Origin of the sequence: Microbacterium panaciterrae (assembly GCF_039541635.1) — a bacterium.
Classification (GTDB): domain Bacteria; phylum Actinomycetota; class Actinomycetes; order Actinomycetales; family Microbacteriaceae; genus Microbacterium; species Microbacterium panaciterrae.
Genome location: NZ_BAABGP010000013.1, coordinates 1 through 19876, shown reverse-complemented (window position 1 = coordinate 19876; position 19876 = coordinate 1). Strand labels below are relative to the sequence as shown.

Sequence of the window (19876 nt, the reverse complement as noted above, 5' to 3'; positions counted from 1 at the left end):
GGTCTGGATCGTGGAACGCGAACTCACCGCCTAGGAGGCGGGCCACCAGGTGGTGTTCACGGACATGCGCCGAAACTATCACACGGATCCCGTCCAGCCGCGCGCGGGTAACCTGTATGACGTGCCAGCTGTCAACCTGGGGATGCCCCGGATTCCCGATGTCCTCGCCCCGCGTCGCAAGAGCCGCCAGATCAAGGTCGGCAAGGTGCTCGTCGGCGGCAACGCGCCCGTCAGCGTGCAGTCCATGACGACCACGAAGACCACCGACATCAACGGGACGCTGCAGCAGATCGCCGAGCTCACGGCCTCCGGCTGCGAGATCGTGCGCGTCGCCGTGCCGTCGCAGGATGACGCCGACGTGCTGCACATCATCGCGAAGAAGAGCCAGATCCCGGTCATCGCCGACATCCACTTCCAGCCCAAGTACGTCTTCCAGGCGATCGACGCGGGCTGCGCCGCCGTGCGCGTGAACCCCGGCAACATCCGCAAGTTCGACGACCAGGTCGGCGCGATCGCCGCGGCGGCGACGGCCGCAGGGGTGTCCCTGCGGATCGGCGTGAATGCCGGATCGCTGGATCCTCGCCTGCTCGAGAAGTACGGCAAGGCCACCCCTGAAGCCCTCGCGGAGAGCGCGCGCTGGGAGGCGTCGCTGTTCGAGGAGCACGACTTCCACGACTTCAAGATCTCGGTCAAGCACAACGACCCGGTCGTGATGGTGAAGGCCTATCGGCTGCTCGCGCAGATGGGCGATTGGCCGTTGCATCTCGGCGTGACCGAGGCGGGCCCGGCGTTCCAGGGCACGATCAAGTCGGCGACCGCGTTCGGGATCCTGCTCGGCGAGGGGATCGGCGACACGATTCGCGTCTCGCTCTCGGCGCCTCCCGCTGAGGAGGTCAAGGTCGGCCACCAGATCCTGCAGTCGCTGAACCTGCGCGAGCGCAAGCTCGAAATCGTGTCGTGCCCGTCGTGCGGGCGTGCCCAGGTCGACGTCTACACTCTCGCGGAGAACGTCACCGAGGGTCTCAAGGACATGACCGTGCCGCTGCGGGTGGCCGTCATGGGCTGCGTCGTGAACGGTCCTGGTGAGGCGCGCGAAGCCGACCTGGGAGTGGCCAGTGGCAACGGCAAGGGGCAGATCTTCGTCAAGGGCGAGGTCATCAAGACCGTGCCCGAGGAGGACATCGTCGCCACCCTCATCGAGGAGGCGAACCGGCTCGCCGCCGAGATGGGCCCGGAGGCCCCGCTCGGCACCGCGCAGGTCGTCACGAGCTGAGCGGCCGTGCAGAACAGCACCGTCGTCACCTTCCCCTCGGGATCCCTCAGTGAGCACGCGCTCGTCGTCGGCGTGCAGCCGGCGGGTGAGGGTGCTGTCGTCGTCCTCGACCGGACCCCGTTCCACCCGGTCGACCACACCTGGCCGGATCAGCCGGGCGACAGCGGCGTGCTGCGGGCCGGGGATGTCGAGTTCGTCGTGACCGAGGCCGTGATGGCGGCGGCGAGCGACGAGGGTGAGATCGCGGCCGGGGCGGAGATCCCGGTCAAGCGCGGGGCCGAGGGCTGGACCTGGCTCGTCGGTCACCGGGTCGAGGATGCGCCGGTCGTGCTGCCCGTTGGCACCCGCGTCGAGGCCGTCGTCGACGCCGAGCGCCGGGCTGGGCTCAGCCGCGGTCACACGGCCTGCCATCTCGCCTCGCTCGCGCTGGATCTCGCGATCGCCGACCTGTGGCGCAAGGATCCCGGATCCGACGCGCTGGGATCCCCGGACTTCGAGAGCCGGGCGAACCAGACCAGCTTCATCCACTCCGACGGTGCGGTCGACGAGTATCGGCTCGGCAAGAGCCTGCGCAAGGCCGGCTTCGACACCGAGGGCTTCGCCGCGACTCTGGCCGAACGGGAGGCGCACATCAACGCGCAACTCGCCGCGTGGGTGGCATCGGCCGCGCCGAGCCGGATCGATGTCGACGGCGACACCATCGTGGACCGCCGACGGTGGGTGTGCGCGCTGCCCGAGGGCACCGCGTCCATCCTGTGCGGCGGCACGCATGTGTCATCGCTTGCGGAGTTCACATCGATCCGCGTCTCGCTGGATCTTTCGGATCCGCAGCTGCTCGTGATGCGGACGGGAGCCGTTCCCGCCTGAGCGGTCGCAGTCTCGGCCTGAGCGAAGGCCGGATCGGCGCGATGGCGAAGCCATGTCCGTCGCGGCGAGTCTGGGGCGAAGCGGGCTCACGCCGCTCGCCGGAATCTCTTCGGCGGCGGGTCGACCCCGGCCCAGGCGTATGCCAGGGCGAGCTTCGTCGTGAGGACCCAAGACTCTCCACTCCGGTGATGCAAGACGAAGTCGTCCTTATTGTGCCGCGTGATGCGCCAGCCCCCGTGGTGGAGCTGCATGTGATGAAATCTGCACAGCAGGATGCCGCGATCGATGTCGGTGCCACCTCGGTCCCTGTGCCACTCGTCGATGTGATGCGCCTCGCCGTAGGAGGCGGGTCGGTCACATCCGCGCCACCGGCACCCGCCGTCACGGATCGCGAGCGCGAGACGCTGCTTGGGCGTGAAGAGGCGGTGCTCCCGCCCGACATCCAGCGGGTTTCCTCGGGCATCGACGGTGACGGCGACCGCGCCGCTGTCGCAGCGGTGCTGATCGGCGACGGATGACGGGAAGGTGACGAGGCCGTCTTCGGAGTGCGCGACCGCCGACGAGGTGCCGTGGGCGTCGACCACCTGGACCAGGCGGACGCCGGCCTGGCGCGTGCCGAACACGGTGGCCGCGTCGGCGAGAGCGCCGGCGCGGAGCAGATCCATGATGAGGTCGTAGCCGAGCTGGTCGTTCGTGCGCGTGTCCTCCGTCAACTCCTTCGCGCGCGCCTTCTCCTCGGCATCCACGAAGCGAGGGCCTCCTGTGCGGGGCCGGAGGGCGTTCGCGATGATCGTGGCGGCCCACGCATAGCCCTCATCGTCGAAGTCGATCGCGCCCCGCCGGTGCCCGTCTGCCGTGGTCCAGATCCGGAAGGAGCGTCGCGCGTACCGCTCCTGGAAGCGTCTGGTGGCACCGTCGGGGTCGAGCCGATCGCGGATCGCCCGGGCGGCGGCGCCGAGCATCTCAGGGGTGTCGTGCGCCGCCGCAGCGACGAGCTGGTCGGCGGCGAGCGCCCAGAACTCGCGCAGGAGGGCTTCGTGTTCCGCGCGCTCCCGCTCGCCGGCCGCCGCGTCTGATGCGGGTGGATCCGAGAGCCCCTGTCGGATCGCGTCGTGCTGCGCCGGGGTGAGCGCGCCGCCGAGCAATGCGCGATCGAGCGCGGCGTGCCACGGCTCGAAGGGCGGGAGGGCGTCGTCGTCACTTGCGTCGTCGTGGTCCGGGCGTGCGTCGTCCGTGCCCGTCGGGCCGTCGTCCGGACCCGACGGTTCGCCGTTCTGTTCGTCGCGGGGCGCGTCGGCGAACAGGGACTCTCCGACGCGCACCTGCCGAGCAGCCTCGGCTTTCGTGCATCCGGTGATCTCCTGAAGCAGCGCCGCCGCGTTGCGATGACCCCGAGACTGTGCCAGGCCGCTCTGACCGGCGCTGCGCGTGGAGCGGGTCGCGGCGACCCCGGACGCGACGACGCGGATCCGCTCCATGCTGCGCACCACTGCGGAGCACGCGCGCAGGGCGCTGACGACCTCGTCGTCCGTCAGCGCGCCGACGGTCGCGCGCAGTTCGGCGGGATCGAGCGCGTCACCAACCATCGCACGCAGGTTCTGCACCTGCGCGTCGATCTCGGTGAAAAGTTCCATGCTTCATTCTCTCAGGCACCTCCGACATTCGCAGAGAAAGTCGAGATGTGTGGAGAACTCTCCGAATAGGAGGGCGTCGGGTCGCCTGTCACGGGGTCCTCTCTGCGTCACGCGACGGCGAAGACCACCTCGCCCTTCGCGACATCCACACCGGTCAGGGTGACCCGGATCGTGGATCCTGCCGCTGCGGAATCCGGCAGGGTCATCGGGGCTGTCACCGGGGGATCGGCGATCTGCACGGATCCGTGCCCGCCGTTGCGTCGGATGACGACGGCGTCGAACGTCTCGCCCACGCGCGGAGCGAGCAGCGCGGCCTCGACGAGATTCACGGTCCTCGAGTTCAGCGTGGAGGAACGCTGCGCGGATGCGCGCATGAGATCCGGCACCTGCGACAGGCTCTCGCGCACCCAGGCCGGGATGTCGTCACCCTGGCTCACGGCGAGCGAGATGGCGAGGGACCAGCGATCCACGAGTCGTCGCAGTGGAGCGGTGGCATGCGCATAGGGTGCGGCGATCGCGGCCTGCGTGGTCTCGGCGGGCAGCTGGCCGTCGAACGCGACGTAGCCCGCGCCGCGGAACAGTGCGGAGGCGGCCTCCAGGATCGGCAGCGTGCGCGGATCCGTGCGATCCAGCGCGCGCAGGTACTCGCCGTAGCGGCCGGTCGTCCAGGGTACGCCGAGCGCCTCGGTCTGCCGCCGGAACGTGTCGAACGTCGCCTCGTCGGGCTGCGGCATGATCCGCAGGATCCCGACCTTCGCCTGCAGCATCAGCTGCGCGGCGGCCATGCCGGTCATGAGCGAGAGCTGCGCGTTCCAGTCCTCGACGGGCAGGGGGCTGCGGCGCTCGATCGCGTACGTGCCGTCGTCGTGCCGCACGACCTCCTCGTCCGGCAGGTTCAGGCTGGCGCCTCCGCGCTGGGCCTCCTGCTCCACGCGGAGTCGTCCGAACTCCGGGAGCAGCGTGGCGGGGGAGTCGCGACCCGCGTCGAGATCCGCCTGCGTGGTGACGTAGTCGAGCTTCGCGCGGGACCGGATCAGCGCGCGCTCCAGACGGGTGCCGGTGACGGATCCGGCCGCGTCGAGCGCGAACGTCCACACCAGCGCGGGGCGATCCTGATCCGGGAGCAGGGAGGCGTGATCCTCGCTCAGGATCCGCGGGTGCAGCGGGATCGTGCCGTCCGCCGCATACAGCGTCTCCCCGCGGGCGCGCGCGGCAGCGTCGAGGGCGCCACCCGCCGCGACGAACGAGGGGACGTCCGCGATCGCGTAGCGCACGGTGTATCCGGATCCGCTCCGCTCCAGCTGGAACGCCTGATCCAGATCCATGGACCCGGCAGGATCCAGCGTCGCGAACGCCACGTCGCGGAGGTCGAGATCCGGTGCCGGGGGCGCCGCGGAAGCCGCTTCCGCGAGCACTTCGGCGGAGAACTCCGTGGGCGCGTCGAGTTCGGTGCGCAGCGCGGCGAGCGCGGTGGCGAGGTCGCTCTGCGCGGCGGATGGGGCGACGTGCGATCGACGTTGAGGCATGGGGTCAGCCTAAGCCGCCCTCGTCTTGCCGGCCGGGCATTAGCGTGGTGTCATGACCAGCTCCGCAGACAAGGCCCGTTCCCTCGCCGCGCTGTACGCGGCCTCAGAGATCCTCCGCGTCGTCAACGTGTGGGACGTCGTCTCCGCGCAGGCGATCGCCGCTCTCCCCGAGACCACGGCCATCGCCACGGCCGGGCACCCCATCGCCGCATCCTTCGGCTATGCCGACGGCGCGATCCCGCGTGAGCTCATGCTCGACATGGTGGGCCGGATCGCGGCGGCCGTCGAGCTTCCCGTCACCGCCGACCTCGACGACGGCTACGGCGACCCGGGGGAGACCGTGCGCCTCGCGATCGGCGCCGGCGTGGTCGGCGCGAATGTCGAAGACCGGCTGCGCCCGCTCGCCGAGGCCGCCGCGAACGTCGAGGCGATGATCCGCGCGGGCGAGGCGGAGGGCGTGCCGTTCGTGCTGAACGCCCGCACCGACGCCTTCGTCCGCGGCGGCGGCCGTCCGGCCGCCGAATCGCTCGCGGATGCGATCGCCCGGGGCACCGCGTTCCTCGACGCCGGAGCGACCTGCGTGTTCGTACCGGGGATCCTCGACGCCGACACCACCCGCGCGCTCGTCGACGGGATCGGCCATGGCAAGGTGAGCGTGATCGGCCTGCCCGGCGCACTCACCTCGACCGAGTATGAGGCGCTCGGCATCGCGCGCATCTCGTACGGGCCGTTGCCCCAGCGCGTCGCGCTCACCGCGCTGCAGGACAACGCGGCCGAGATCTACGCCGGCGGCATCATCCCGGCCGGCACCCGCGCCCTGAACTGATCCCTGCCCAAAGAGCCCGGCCGCGTGTCACCCGCACGGGGCCGGGCTTTTCGCGTCACTAGACTTGAGACGTGGTGACTCGTCTCTCGAACTTCTTCCTCCGCACGCTTCGCGAAGACCCTGCCGATGCAGAGGTCACCAGCCACCGGCTGCTGGTCCGCGCCGGCTACATCCGGCGCGCCGCCCCAGGAATCTTCACCTGGCTGCCGCTGGGCCTGAAGGTCAAGGCGCGCATCGAGAAGATCATCCGCGACGAGATGGCGAACGCCGGAGCGCAAGAGGTCCATTTCCCCGCGCTGCTGCCGCGCGACCCCTACGAGCAGTCCGGGCGCTGGGAGTCCTACGGCGACGGGATCTTCCGCCTGCAGGACCGCAAGGGCGCCGACTACCTCCTCGCGCCCACGCACGAGGAGATGTTCACCCTCCTCGTGAAGGACCTGTACTCCTCGTACAAGGACCTCCCGCTCACGATCTATCAGATCCAGGACAAGTACCGCGACGAGGCACGCCCCCGCGCCGGTCTCCTGCGCGGCCGCGAGTTCACGATGAAGGACGCGTACTCCTTCGACGCCTCCGACGCCGGCCTCGAGGTCAGCTACCAGGCGCAGCGGGACGCCTACGAGCGCATCTTCCAGCACCTCGGCCTCGAGTACGTCATCGTGAACGCGGACAACGGCCTCATGGGCGGTGCGCGCAGCGAGGAGTTCCTGCACCCGACCCCCGTCGGCGAGGACACCTTCGTCCGTTCCGCCGGCGGATATGCCGCCAACGTGGAGGCGTTCTCCACGGCCGCACCCGAGCCCGTCGCCTATGACGCAGCCGGGTCCCCTGTCATCTTCGACTCCCCGAACACGCCCACGATCGAGACGCTCGTCGCGCACGCGAACGCGCATCTCGACGGCGAATTCACGGCCGCCGACACCCTGAAGAACGTGGTGCTCGCGCTGACCCACCTCGACGGGACCCGCGAGCTCGTCGTCGTCGGCCTTCCCGGCGACCGCGAGGTCGACGAGAAGCGCGCCGAGGTGGCCTTCGCTCCGGCCGAGGTCGAGCCGGCGACGGCCGACGACTTCGAGAACAATCCGCTGCTCGTCAAGGGCTACATCGGCCCGTGGTCCCCGACCGGAGCCGTCCTCGGCGAGGAATCGGCCACTGGGATCCGCTATCTCCTCGACCCGCGCGTCGTCGAGGGAACGAGCTGGATCACCGGCGCGAACCTCGACCAGAAGCACGCGCACTCGGTCGTCGCCGGCCGCGACTTCTCGGCCGACGGCGTCGTCGAGATCGCGAACGTCCGCGAGGGCGATCCCGCGCCGGACGGCTCCGGCCCGGTGCACCTCGCCCGCGGCATGGAGATCGGCCACGTGTTCCAGCTCGGCCGGTTCTTCGCCGAGACCCTCGGCCTCAAGGTGCTCAACGAGAACGGGAAGCTGGTCACCGTCACGATGGGCTCCTACGGGATCGGCGTGACCCGCATCCTCGCGATCATCGCCGAGCTCAACAACGACGAGAAGGGTCTCATCTGGCCGGCCTCCGTCGCGCCGTTCGACGTGCACGTGGTGGCCGCAGGCCGCGACCAGGTCGTGTTCGACGTCGCCGCCGACGTCTCAGCCCAGCTTGAGGCGGGCGGTCTGGATGTGCTCTATGACGACCGCCCGAAGGTCTCGCCCGGCGTGAAGTTCGGTGATGCAGAGCTGGTCGGCGTGCCGCGTGTCCTCGTCGTCGGCCGTGGCGCTGCCGAGGGGCAGGTCGAGCTGTGGGACCGCCGCACCGGCGAGCGCGACACGGTCTCGATCGCGGACGCGCTGCACGCCCTGACGAGGCGCTGATCGCTGCCGAGAAGGCCCCGAGCGGATCCCGGAAGGATCGGTTCGGGGCCTTCTCGCGTCGTGCCGCGGACAACATTCATGTCTGTTGTCATTGACATGGTTCGGCAATTGATGTAAACCGTAATCAACATGAAAATGCCGCGCGAATACGACATGACGACCCGGGCGGCGCAGGCGGCGTCGAGCCGGCTGCGGATCCTCGATGCCACCATCGAGCTGACCGGTGAGCGTCCGCTGAGCGCCGTCACGCTTCCGATCGTCGCGGAGCGGGCGGGCGTGACCGTGCAGACCGTGCTGCGCAAGTTCGGCAGTCGGGAAGGACTGTTCGAGGCGGCTGCCGTACACGGCCGCACTGTCGTGCTGGCCGAGCGGGCGATCCACCCGGAGGATGTGGACGCCTCGGTGGACGCCCTCCTCGCGCACTACGAGCGCACGAGCGCGAGCACGCTGGTCCTGCTCGGGCAGGAGACGTGGGAACCGCTGATCGCCGAGATCGTGGACGCAGGGAAGGCTCTGCATCGCACCTGGGTCGAGGAGGTGTTCGCTCAGGCGCTGGCCGCGCTGCCGTCATCGGCGCGCGCCGAGGCGGTCGACCTGCTGGTCGTCGCCACCGATCTGTACACCTACAAGCTGCTGCGCATCGACCGCGGGCTCAGCCTCGACGAGACACGGGAGCGGATGCAGCGCCTGATCGGCGCTGTCAGGAAAGTTCTGTGAGGAGGATGCCATGGCTCGGTTCGCATTCATCACGGTCCAGGGCGGGGGCAACCTTCCGCCCCAGATAGCAGTGGGACGGGCTCTCGCCGCACGGGGCCACGAGCTCCATCTCCTCGGAGATCCGCGCACCGCGGCCGCCGCGGCGGAGATGGGGGCCTCGTTCACCGCGATCGACGAGCTCTCGTTCTGGGATCCGACCCGGCCCCGCTCCGTGGCCGCGGCGATCGGCGAGGCGGTGCGCCTGGCGACCGACGACGCCGCGCGGGAGCGGATCCGCACGGAGCTGATCCGGCTCCGACCCGACGTCGCGATCACAGACCCGCTCGTCGCGGTCGGCACCACCGCGGCGCTCGCGGCCGGCGTGCCCACCGCCGTGCTCTCGCACACCTTCCCGACCTACTGGACGGGCGTGCTCGCACACGGGCCCGTCGGCATTCTCGCGGCGCTGCGCGGCACACGGCTGGGTCGGGTCTACGGCGCGGCCGATCTGCGGATCGTGACGGGAGATCGCGCACTGGATCCGGCGCCCGCCACGTCGGACTGGATCTGGACCGGCAGCTGCGAGACGGGTGTGCCCGCGCAGAGGCAGGATCCGCCGCGCGTTCTGGTCAGCCTGTCCACGACCTCGCTGCCCGGCCAGCCCGAGGTGTATCGGCGCGTGATCGACGCGCTCGGCACCCTGCCCGTCGAAGCGGTCGTGACCACGGGTGGTCAGGCGCTCCCGGGCGACCTGATCGTGCCGCCCAACGTCCAGGTGCACCAACGGCTTCCGCATGAGCAGCTGCTCCCTCACCTGTCTCTCGTCATCGGACACGGCGGGTACAGCACGACCCTGCGCGCGCTCGTTCACGGGGTCCCGCTGCTGATACTGCCGGGGCACCCGATGCTCGACCAGCCCATGGTCGGCAAGGCCGTCGTCGACGCCGGGGCGGGCCTCTCGATGAAGCACACGGCGTCGCCGGAGTCGATCCGCCGGGCGGTCCTGCGTCTGCTGGGCGAGCCCGGCTTCACGACCGCGGCCCAGCGCATCGGCCTGCGGTTGCGCGGGATCGACGGGGCCGGCGCCGCCGCGGACGCGCTGCAGGCACTGGTCGCCGCTCCCGGACATGTGCGATCGTGATCCGACATCGGCGCGAAGCCGGAGAGGAGCATCACGCATGAGCGACTACGAGGTCACCGAGATCGGCGGGCCGGACGAATGGCGTGGGCATCATGGCGGATTCGACGAGGCGCGCTCGCGCGACGGTCGCCGCGTGGTCGATCACGAGCTGACGATGCAGTACATCGGCATGACGGCGAATGCGCTCGAACCGGGGGAGGAGGCCGGCTACTGGCACACGCACTCCCGGATCGAGGAGCTCTACGTGTTCCTCGGCGGACGCGGACAGATGGGCGTCGGCGACGACCTGGTCGAGGTCGGGCCCGGCACCGTGGTGCGGGTCGGGCAGGACATGGTGCGCACCTGGCGGGCGCGGCCCGACAGCCCGGGACAGCTGCGCTGGCTGTGCATCCGTGCCGGCGGAGAGGAGCTGCCGCACCTGCCCGACGACAGCGCCCGCGTGCCGGGGCGACCGATGCCCTGGGACTGAGGCGACCGCCTGGGTCGGCGATCCGTGTGGCGGCACCCGTCGTTCACGGGCGCGTGACACGCTGGAGACATGATCGACGAACTGCTGCCCCCAGCCCTGCGTACCGAGATCAACGCCGTGCTCGACGATGCCGGTGTGCACACGGACCGCCGCCTGATCATGAGGATGCTGCAGACGGCGGTGCTGCTCGGCGAGGATCACACCAGCCGGCTCGATCTGAAGATCGCCTCGGCGGCGCTGAGCGAGATGCGCGACGCGTTCCGCCTGTTCGCACCGTTCCACGGGGTGCCCAAGGTGACGGTGTTCGGATCCGCCCGGACCGCGCAGAACGATCCGCTGTACCGGCAGGCGCGCGATGTCGCGGCCGCCCTCGCCGCGGACGGCTGGATGGTGGTCACCGGCGCAGGTCCGGGGATCATGCAGGCCGCCGCGGAGGGCGCGGGTCCTGAGCGGTCGCTCGGCGTCTCGATCCGGCTGCCGTTCGAGGAGCAGGCGAACGAGGTCGTGAACGAGCAGGACCACGTCGTCGCGATGAAGTACTTCTTCACCCGCAAGCTCATGCTGATGAAGGAGTCCCGCGGATTCATCTGCCTGCCCGGGGGATTCGGCACGCTGGATGAGATGTTCGAGCTGCTCACGCTGCAGCAGACCGGCAAGGCCGAGCCGATGCCGATCGTGCTGCTGGACGAGCCCGGTGGCACGTTCTGGCGGGGGCTCGAGCGCTTCGTGCAAGAGGATCTCGCGCCCACGGGGGTCATCTCGCCGGGCGACTTCGATCGGGTGGTCATCACGGATTCGGTCGCCGACGCGACGGCCGAGATCACCGGATTCTGGCGCAACTACGATTCGCTGCGCTGGGTGGGCGACGTGCTCGTGCTCCGCTTGCGCGCGGAACCCACGCATGCGGAGATCAACGAGCTCAACAACGAGTTCGGTGCTCTGCTCGCGTCAGGGCGGATCGAGCGCTCCGCGCCGCTTCCGGCCGAACTCGCGGACAAGGACGCGCTGGACCTGCCGCGGCTCGCGCTGCATCTGGACCAGCGCACCGTCGGCGGGCTGTTCCGTCTGATCGGCGCGATCAACAAGCTCGGATCCGCTCCCCGGGGCTGACCTGACCGATCCGCCGCCCGCGGTTCACACCGGTGTGGAAGAGGCGCGGACACTGTCCGCGAAGGCGGCGAGGTCGACCTCGCGACCCAGGATCCGCTCCGCCGCGCGGACGCCGGAGGCGTAGGCGCCGCCGACGGTCGCGGGCTCGGATCCCCAGGTCGCCTCGCCGGCGAAATGCAGCACGCCGTCGATCGGATCCGCGAGCGCATCGTGGTCGTGGTGCGAGGATCCGGTCGCGATGTGCGAGTACGAGCCGACCGAGAACGGATCCTGACCCCAGCGCGTGATCCAGTGCGCGGACGGATCCGGCACGGCGGCGCCGTACATGCGGCGCAGGGCATGGACGACATCGGCCACCACGGCCGCGTCGTCGAGCTCCTGCACGTGCCTGCCGAAGGGGCCGGCAGCGAAGGTGAGCAGGGTCGGCAGACCGCTGATCATCGACACGTCGTACCACGAATGCCAGTGCTCCCCGGCCTCGCCGAGCGCGCGCAGCACGTAGCTGCTCTCGTCCCAGAACCGCGCGGGGAACTGCAGGAAGATCTTGTTGAAGACCCCCATGCCGAGGCGTGCGATGGGGCCGGCCGCGCTCTCGGGCAGGGCCGGCTCGAACCGGATCGCGTCGGACTTCAGCACGCCGAGCGGCACCGTGACCACCGCGGATGCGGCCTCGAAGACGTCGGCGCCGGTCTCGACGCGCACGCCGTCGGCCGAGCGGATCACGCGCCGCACGACCTGCCCGAGACGCACGTCGAGACCGTCCGCGATCCGGTGCGGGATCTCGTCGTAGCCCCGGGGGAACACCACCTCGTCCCCGTCGATCGCGTCCTCGTCCAGCCCGTGCGCGTCCAGGTCGCCGATCCACGCCCCGCACTGCTCCTCGACCCGGTGCCGGAAGAACTCCCGGATCTCGTCGATGCGCTCGGGATCGAGCGCGTCCTGCTCGCGCTCGAGAGCGTCCAGCGCGCGCTCGGTGACGTCGAGATAGGACTCGCCCGGGGCGGAATCCGCGATCGCCCGCTGCAGCGCGGCTTCGGCCGTCGCGACATCGGCCACCCAGTGCGCGGAGGCGGCAGGGGCCATCGGAGCGCCGTCCCCGTCGAAGTGCGACATGGCTCGGCCGCCCGCCTGGAAGCTGCCGACCGTGAACTCCCGCGTCGGGATGTCCAGCGCCTGCACGAGCTTCCACAGCTCGGAGCCGTCGATGCCGTGGATCCAGGACGCGCCGAGGTCGACGCTGAACCCGGCCGCGCGATCCGTGTGCATCCGCCCGCCGATCCTGTCCCGTGCCTCCAGGACGAGGACGCGGCGTCCGGCATCGGCCAGCAGCCGGGCCGCCGTGACGCCGGACATGCCCGCGCCGATCACGATCGTTTCGTACGTGGTCAACTCGGTCCTCCTCGAGCCCCGCGGCGGGGGCCTTCGATCGCGCGGGGGAGCCGGACCAGGGTATCGTTGTACGGATGTCGTGCGTGCACTCGGGCGCCGACGAGAGCTGAACAGGGAGGCCGTCATGGATATCGATCTCGGATTGCTGCGAACGATCGAGCGCGAGAAGGAGATCCCCTTCGACGAACTCATCGGGATCATCGAGCAGGCCGTCCTGACCGCCTACGCGAAGCACGACTCCGCCGACGGCGAGCTCACCGACGGCGCCCGCGTCGAACTCGACCGCAAGACGGGCCACGTCGCCGTGCTCGTCCCCGTCCGCGACGAAGAGGGCGCAGTGATCGGCGAGGAGGACTCCACTCCGGACGACTTCGGCCGCATCGCCGCCTTCGCGGCCAAGCAGGTCATCAGCCAGCGGCTGCGCGACATCGCCGACGAAGCCGTGCTCGGCGAGTTCCGCGGCAAGGAGGGCGACATCGTCGCCGGCGTCATCCAGCAGGGGCCCAACCCGCGCATGATCCACGTCGACCTCGGCTCCGTCGAGGCGATCCTCCCGCCTGAGGAGCAGGTCCCCGGCGAGGAGTACACGCACGGATCCCGGCTGCGTGTCTACGTGACGTCGGTCGCGAAGGGGCTCAAGGGGCCCCAGATCACCGTCTCGCGCACGCACCCCGGACTCGTGCGCAAGCTGTTCGCGCTCGAGGTGCCGGAGATCGCGGCGGGCCTCGTCGAGATCGTGGCGCTCGCCCGGGAGGCGGGGCACCGCACCAAGATCGCGGTGAGGGCGAACGACTCGTCGATCAACGCCAAGGGCGCCTGCATCGGCGAGATGGGACGGCGCGTCCGCGCCGTCACCGAGGAGCTCGCGGGGGAGAAGATCGACATCGTCGACTACCACGCGGATCTGGCGACGTTCGTCGCTCATGCGCTGTCGCCGGCCAAGGTCACCAGTGCCTTCGTCCTGGACGCGAACACCAAGGCCGTGCGCGCGCTGGTCCCGGACTACCAGCTGTCGCTCGCGATCGGCAAGGAGGGCCAGAACGCCCGCCTCGCCGCCAAGCTCACGGGCGCCAAGATCGACATCCAGCCGGACTCGATCCTGGACGCGTGACGGAGCCGCAGGAATTCCGCTGTCGTTCCGAGGTGTAAGATGGATGCAGTACGAACGTGTGTCGGATGCCGCGCTCGTGCATCTCGTGCCTCCCTGCTCAGGGTGGTGATCCGGAATGGTGAACTCGTCTTCGACGAGGCCGCCGTGCTGCCGGGGCGGGGTGCGTGGGTCCATCCGGCTCCGGAGTGCGTGGATACCGCTCTGCGGCGCCGCGCCTTCGCCCGTGCGCTCCGTGTGTCCACTGCCCTGGAGTTCCCGGAAGCAGAGAACATGCAGACCCTCGAGAAACGGCTGAACGGCTATGGAAACAAAGTGAACGGCTCGAAATGAGACCCGTCCGCGACTAGTGGTCTGCCCTGTCAGGGCGGACCGACCCTGACAGGAGAATTGTGGCTGGTAAACCACGCGTGCACGAGATCGCCGCCGAACTCGGCGTCGACAGCAAGTTCGCACTCGCGAAGCTCAAAGAGCTCGGCGAGTTCGTGAAGTCCCCCTCATCGACGATCGAGCCCCCGGTCGCGCGCAAGCTGCGTGCTGCCATCGAGGCCGAAAAGCCGGCCACGGCCGCACCCGTCAAGACGGCCACCGCCGCGGCGAAGCCCGCGTCGGCGTCCTCCGGTGCGCCCAAGCCCGGTCCCAAGGCGCCGACCCCTGGGCCCAAGCCCGGGCCGGCGAAGCCCGCCGAGGCTCCGGCTCCGGTCGAGGAGAAGGCCGCCGCTCCGGCCGCGTCCGCTCCGGCCGCGCCGACGGCCCCGGCCGCCGAGAAGTCGTCTCCGCCCCAGCCGGGTGGATCCGCGGCTCCTCGCCCCGGCGCCCCGCGTCCGGGCAACAACCCGTTCGCCTCGGCGCAGGGCATGGGCTCGCGTCCTGCCGGACCGCGTCCGGGCAACAACCCGTTCGCTTCGGCGCAGGGCATGGGCTCGCGGCCGACGCCGGGAAACATCCCGCGTCCGCAGGCTCCGCGCGCTGACTCGCCGCGCATCGGTGCTCCTCGTCCCGGTCAGGGCGGCGCCCGTCCGGGTCGTCCCGGTGCCGGTGGCGGTCGTCCCGGTGCTCCGTTCCAGCAGCGTCCCGGCGGTCCCGGTCGTCCCGGCGGTGCCGGTGCCGGTGCCGGTGGCGGCTTCCAGCGTCCCGGTGGCGCTCCGGCCGGCGGTTTCGCCGGTCGTCCCGGTGGGGGCGGCGGTCGTGGCCGCGGCCCCGGCGGCGGCACTGCCGGCGCCTTCGGCAAGGGCGCGGGCAAGAGCAAGCAGCGCAAGTCGCGGCGGGCGAAGCGCCAGGAATTCGAGATGCGGTCGGCGCCGATCGTCGGCGGCGTCAACGTCTCCAAGGGCAACGGCGAGATCATCCGCCTGCGCCGTGGCGCGTCGATCGCCGACTTCGCGGACAAGCTCGAGGCGCTGCGCGGCTACACCGTGCAGCCCGGCACGCTCGTCACGATCCTGTTCAACCTCGGCGAGATGGCCACGGCGACCGAGTCGCTGGACGAGGCCACCTTCGAGGTGCTCGGCGCCGAGCTGGGCTACAAGATCCAGATGGTCTCGCCCGAGGACGAGGACAAGGAGCTCCTCGAGGGCTTCGGTCTCGACCTCGAGGCCGAGTTGGAGGCGGAGAGCGAGGATGACCTCGAGATCCGTCCTCCGGTGGTGACCGTCATGGGTCACGTCGACCACGGTAAGACGCGACTGCTCGATGCGATCCGTCAGACCAACGTGATCGAGGGCGAGGCCGGTGGCATCACCCAGCACATCGGCGCCTACCAGGTGTGGACCGAGCACGACGGCATCGAGCGGGCGATCACCTTCATCGACACCCCGGGTCACGAGGCGTTCACCGCTATGCGTGCCCGTGGTGCGCAGGTGACCGACATCGCGATCCTCGTGGTCGCCGCCGACGACGGCATCATGCCCCAGACGGTGGAGGCGCTGAACCACGCCCAGGCGGCCGGTGTGCCGATCGTGGTCGCGGTGAACAAGGTCGACAAGCCCGAGGCCAACCCGGCCAAGGTCCGTCAGCAGCTCACCGAGTACGGTCTGGTCGCTGAGGAGTACGGCGGCGACGTCATCTTCGTCGACGTGTCGGCACGGGCGAACACCGGTATCCAGGACCTCCTGGACGCCGTGCTGCTCACCGCAGACGCGGGCCTGGACCTCACGGCGAACCCGAACAAGGCCGCGCGAGGCATCGCCATCGAGGCGAAGCTCGACAAGGGCCGCGGTTCGGTCGCGACGGTGCTGATCCAGTCCGGAACGCTCCGGGTCGGCGACGCGATCGTGGCGGGCACCGCCTACGGCCGCGTCCGCGCCATGGTGGACGAGAACGGTGACGCGGTCGCCGAGGCCTACCCCTCGCGCCCGGTCCAGGTGCAGGGTCTGAACTCCGTCCCGCGCGCCGGCGATGTCTTCATCGTGACCGACGAAGACCGCATGGCGCGTCAGATCGCGGAGAAGCGCGAGGCCGTCGAGCGCAACGCCCTGCTGGCCAAGGCCCGCAAGCGCATCTCGCTCGAGGACTTCACCCGTGCTCTGGAAGAGGGCAAGGTCGAGACGCTCAACCTCATCATCAAGGGCGACGTGTCCGGTGCCGTCGAGGCGCTGGAGGAGTCGCTGCTCAAGATCGAGGTCGACGGTTCGGTGCAGCTGCGCATCATCCACCGCGGTGTCGGCGCCGTCACCGAGTCGGATGTGAACCTGGCGACGATCGACAACGCGATCATCGTGGGCTTCAACGTCCGCCCCGACCCGAAGGCCCGTGAGGCTGCGGCGCGCGAGGGCGTGGATGTCCGGTTCTACTCGGTCATCTACAACGCGATCGACGAGATCGAGAACTCGCTCAAGGGCATGCTCAAGCCGGAGTTCGAAGAGATCCAGTCGGGTGTCGCCGAGATCCGCGAGGTGTTCCGCTCCTCCAAGTTCGGCAACATCGCCGGTGTCATCGTGCGGTCGGGAACGATCACGCGCAACGCCAAGGCGCGCGTCATCCGCGACGGCATCGTCATCGCCGATGGCCTGGCCATCGAGTCGCTGCGTCGGTTCAAGGATGACGTCACCGAGGTCCGCACGGACTTCGAGGCCGGTATCGGACTGGGCAAGTACAACGACATCCAGATCGGCGACGAGATCGAGACCACCGAGATGGTGGAGAAGCCGCGTTCCTGAGTGGGACCCGGCTACGCCGGATGGCGTTCCGTACCGAGTCAGTGGGGCCCCTTCCCCAATACTCGGTCCGGAACGCCATCCGGCTTCGCCCCTCCTCGGGGCGCTGAGAAGAAGAGATAGGTTTTGGTCATGGCCGGAGAACGACAGGCACGACTCGCGGATCGGATCCGCGTCATCCTCGCCGAGCGGCTGGAGAAGGGGCTGCGCGACCCGCGCCTCGGATTCGTGACGATCACGGACGTGCGCGTCACGGGGGACCTTCAGCACGCCAGCGCGTTCTACACGGTGCTCGGCACCGAGGAGGAGCGCGTGGCGTCGGGCGCCGCGCTCACTGCCGCCACCGGGCTGCTGCGCAAGGAGGTCGGGCGCCAGCTCAGCGTGCGCCTGGTGCCGACGCTCGAGTTCATCCCGGACGCGCTGCCGGAGAACGCGGATCACCTCAGCGAGCTGCTGCGTCAGGCGCGGGAGCGCGACGAGGAGGTCGCGAAGCTCGCGGCCACCGGAAGCTACGCCGGCGAGGCGGATCCGTACCGGGTCGAGGACGACGCACAAGAGGACTGAGCACAGAAACGCTCCCAGCTGTTTGATAGCATTCTCGGAATGTGCACGAGGACGCGCACAGGACGACGACGGCGGGGGGCTGCGTGGCGATGAATGGTGCGGTCTTCCGTGCGCGGCAGGATGACGCCTCCGAAGGGGCGCCCGCCGCACCGCACGTGCGCGCGGCAGTCGTCGCCGCCTGTGGCGCAGACCCGAGCGCGGTCGACGAGATGCTGTTCGCGCTGACGGCCGAGCAGCGCGGCGGCAGCAGAGTCCTACCGGACCCGCTGCCACTCGTTCCGGCGATCTCCCGGGCTGCGGCGTCGCATGTGCCCCTGGGAGCGGATCCCGCAGCGCTGCTGATGATCGCCCTGTGCGAGCGGGGTCGCGCCGAGACCTTCTGCGCGATCGCCGGATGCGGGACGGACGACGTGGCGCTCTCTCCGCTGGCGCAGGTTGTGGAGTTCACCGCCGGCACGTTCCGATTCGCGGATCCGGCTCTGCGGATCCACCTGATCGGCACGGCGGCGGAGCCCGCGCGCCTGGCCGCGCATCAGCGACTGGCGGCGATCCTCGCCGCGACGACGGACCAGCACGCCGCGCTGCACCATCGCGCGCGCAGCGCCGTGCTGAGCGACCCCGACCTGGTCGCGCCCCTGCTCGATCGCGCGGCCGCGGCCCTGCAGACGGGCGACGCCCAGGCCGCCTGGTCGCTGGCCGCCGAGGCGGTGGATCATGCGGAGGCGGGCACGCTCTCGCACTCGTGCGCGCTGCTCTGCGCCGGACGAGCGGCGCTGGCCGGAGGATGGGTCGCCGACGCGCTGGCGTGCCTCGAGCACGTCCTCGGTGCGGACGATGATCGTCGCGCCGACGCGGTGGCCGGATTCGTGCTGGCGTTCGCGCTGCGACACGGTTCGGTGCCGGCGCCGGAATCGCTGATCCCCGCAGAGGCGTGCGACGACGGGTATCGGCATGCCGCGGCGCTGGGCGCCCTGCTCGCAGCGGAACGCGGCGACCACGAGCGCAGCGCCGCCTGGCTGGCCGTCGGCGGGCGCATGGTCAGAGAAGCGGGCGCGCGGGCGCCGCTGCTGGCGTGGTGCGACGCGCTCGCGGGCGTCGCAGATCCCGGCTCCATCGACGCCGGCGAGGGGGTCCAGCGCGTCGTGCACGCGCTCAGCGCAGGTCTGGACGGCGATCCGGACGCCGGAGTACGCACACTCGCCGAACCCGGTGCTGCCGCAGCGGAGGACGGGTCCGCGGGGCTGCACGATCGCAGCCCGCTGCTCCGGGCGCGCCGCGCGGTCGCCGAGACGCTGCTGCACGTGTGGAGCGGACGGATCGGCGTCGCCCGCGATCTGCTTGCCGCCGCCGCGGCGGAACTGCCGGTCGCGCTGCCGTTCGCCGGTCTCGCCGTCGCTCTCGCGCGGCGGCTCGAGCTGGCCGTGGACGGGTGCCTCGGCCCCCTCTCCCGGGATCTCGCGGCCGCCGTGCCCTGGGCGGTGGAACCGGACGGCTTCGTGGATCGCGCCATCGACGCCTACCTCCAGGGCCGCAGCGACGAGGCCGCCGTGCACATGCGGATCTGGACCGACCGCGGTCGGCCGTCCGAGTCGCTCGGCGTGCCGGGACTGGACGAGATCGGGCCGCTGGGCGCTCGCGCGCCACTGGAGCCACCGGACGCCACCGCGGCGCGGTCGCTGCGGGAGCGGATCCGCTCCGCCCGTGACGCCTCCTGGAGCACCGATCTGGACTCTGTCGCCGAGCAGAGCCGCACGATCCGCTCGCCGTTCGACCGGGCCAGGGTCGAGGCGCTGCTGGGATCGTCCTGCGTGGTCCGCGGGGACCACGCAGGCGGGGTGCGCCATCTCCGCGCGGCGCGGAGCCTGTTCGACGAATCCGGCGCGCGGGCGTGGCGCGGCATGGTGGAGGAGCGGCTGCGCCGGCTCGGGGAGCTGCGGCGTCCGACCAGGACCACGGCGGTGTTCGAGTCGCCCTCGCACGCGAGCGCCCCGCTCGAGGTCTGTCGCGCGGCGTGGGAGCCGATCCTGACCCCGCGGGAGCTCGACGTCGCACTGCGGATGGCGGAGGGGCGTACGAATCGTGAGATCGCGCTCGCCCTGCACGTGTCGGTGCGCACGGTCGAGGTGCACGGCGGGCGGATCTTCGCGAAGCTCGACGTCCGCACCCGCCACGAGCTGACCGTGCTCGCGCTGCGCTCCGACCAGCATCTGTGAGGGCGCGGCTCGCTAGGGCGTGTCTCCTATATGCCTGGTGATTGAGTGGCGAAACTGGGGAGGTGTCGACTTCTCC

Annotated in this window: 16 protein-coding genes; 13 read left to right on the top strand and 3 right to left on the bottom strand. The window is 70.5% G+C overall.

What is annotated here, in order from left to right; all coding sequences use genetic code 11:
* Positions 1-121 precede the first annotated feature (121 nt).
* Together ispG and ABD882_RS09145 are read left to right on the top strand one after the other, a co-directional pair.
* Complete coding sequence (ispG, locus tag ABD882_RS09150) at positions 122-1273, top strand: flavodoxin-dependent (E)-4-hydroxy-3-methylbut-2-enyl-diphosphate synthase (RefSeq protein WP_345186275.1); 1152 nt, start codon at positions 122-124, stop codon at positions 1271-1273.
* Between the two features lie 6 nt (positions 1274-1279).
* A complete protein-coding gene (locus ABD882_RS09145) occupies positions 1280-2140 on the top strand; it encodes an alanyl-tRNA editing protein (RefSeq protein ID WP_345186273.1) in 861 nt (286 codons plus the stop codon).
* 86 nt (positions 2141-2226) lie between these two features.
* On the opposite strand, the gene ABD882_RS09140 is transcribed toward ABD882_RS09145, so the two are convergent.
* Together ABD882_RS09140 and ABD882_RS09135 are read right to left on the bottom strand one after the other, a co-directional pair.
* Positions 2227-3774 (bottom strand): HNH endonuclease signature motif containing protein, encoded by a 1548-nt coding sequence (locus tag ABD882_RS09140; RefSeq protein WP_345186272.1) that lies wholly within the window; start codon positions 3772-3774, stop codon positions 2227-2229.
* 107 nt (positions 3775-3881) lie between these two features.
* Entirely contained in the window at positions 3882-5300 is a 1419-nt protein-coding gene (locus ABD882_RS09135; RefSeq protein ID WP_345186270.1) for an RNB domain-containing ribonuclease, read from the bottom strand.
* A gap of 52 nt (positions 5301-5352) precedes the next feature.
* Between ABD882_RS09135 and ABD882_RS09130 the strand changes: the two genes are divergently transcribed.
* From ABD882_RS09130 to ABD882_RS09105, 6 genes are all read left to right on the top strand, one after another.
* Positions 5353-6126 (top strand): isocitrate lyase/PEP mutase family protein, encoded by a 774-nt coding sequence (locus tag ABD882_RS09130; protein WP_345186268.1) that lies wholly within the window; start codon positions 5353-5355, stop codon positions 6124-6126.
* Positions 6127-6197: 71 nt separating this feature from the next.
* A complete protein-coding gene (locus ABD882_RS09125) occupies positions 6198-7955 on the top strand; it encodes a proline--tRNA ligase (RefSeq protein ID WP_345186267.1) in 1758 nt (585 codons plus the stop codon).
* A gap of 129 nt (positions 7956-8084) precedes the next feature.
* On the top strand, positions 8085-8672 hold the full coding sequence (locus ABD882_RS09120; protein WP_345186264.1) for a TetR/AcrR family transcriptional regulator: 588 nt from the start codon (positions 8085-8087) through the stop codon (positions 8670-8672).
* 10 nt (positions 8673-8682) lie between these two features.
* The gene (locus ABD882_RS09115; RefSeq protein ID WP_345186263.1) at positions 8683-9792 is read left to right on the top strand and encodes a glycosyltransferase; all 1110 of its coding nucleotides are present in this window, start codon (positions 8683-8685) and stop codon (positions 9790-9792) included.
* Between the two features lie 37 nt (positions 9793-9829).
* Positions 9830-10261, top strand: coding sequence for a cupin domain-containing protein (locus ABD882_RS09110; RefSeq protein WP_345186260.1), 432 nt, complete (start codon positions 9830-9832; stop codon positions 10259-10261).
* A gap of 69 nt (positions 10262-10330) precedes the next feature.
* The gene (locus tag ABD882_RS09105; RefSeq protein ID WP_345186258.1) at positions 10331-11371 is read left to right on the top strand and encodes an LOG family protein; all 1041 of its coding nucleotides are present in this window, start codon (positions 10331-10333) and stop codon (positions 11369-11371) included.
* Positions 11372-11395: 24 nt separating this feature from the next.
* Here ABD882_RS09105 and ABD882_RS09100 read toward each other — a convergent pair whose 3' ends face one another.
* Positions 11396-12760 carry a flavin monoamine oxidase family protein gene (locus tag ABD882_RS09100; RefSeq protein WP_345186257.1) on the bottom strand — a complete coding sequence of 455 codons (1365 nt, stop codon included), beginning with the start codon at positions 12758-12760 and terminating at the stop codon, positions 11396-11398.
* Positions 12761-12884: 124 nt separating this feature from the next.
* On the opposite strand from ABD882_RS09100, the gene nusA reads away from it, so the two are divergent.
* The 5 genes from nusA (at position 12885) to ABD882_RS09075 (ending at position 19800) form a co-directional block, all read left to right on the top strand.
* On the top strand, positions 12885-13871 hold the full coding sequence (gene nusA, locus ABD882_RS09095; protein WP_345186255.1) for a transcription termination factor NusA: 987 nt from the start codon (positions 12885-12887) through the stop codon (positions 13869-13871).
* A 39-nt stretch (positions 13872-13910) separates the two neighbouring features.
* The gene (locus tag ABD882_RS09090; protein WP_345186254.1) at positions 13911-14201 is read left to right on the top strand and encodes a YlxR family protein; all 291 of its coding nucleotides are present in this window, start codon (positions 13911-13913) and stop codon (positions 14199-14201) included.
* Positions 14202-14260: 59 nt separating this feature from the next.
* Complete coding sequence (gene infB, locus ABD882_RS09085; protein WP_345186252.1) at positions 14261-17026, top strand: translation initiation factor IF-2; 2766 nt, start codon at positions 14261-14263, stop codon at positions 17024-17026.
* A gap of 129 nt (positions 17027-17155) precedes the next feature.
* Complete coding sequence (rbfA, locus tag ABD882_RS09080; RefSeq protein WP_345186250.1) at positions 17156-17587, top strand: 30S ribosome-binding factor RbfA; 432 nt, start codon at positions 17156-17158, stop codon at positions 17585-17587.
* A gap of 89 nt (positions 17588-17676) precedes the next feature.
* On the top strand, positions 17677-19800 hold the full coding sequence (locus ABD882_RS09075) for a LuxR C-terminal-related transcriptional regulator (RefSeq protein ID WP_345186248.1): 2124 nt from the start codon (positions 17677-17679) through the stop codon (positions 19798-19800).
* Positions 19801-19876: the final 76 nt, after the last annotated feature.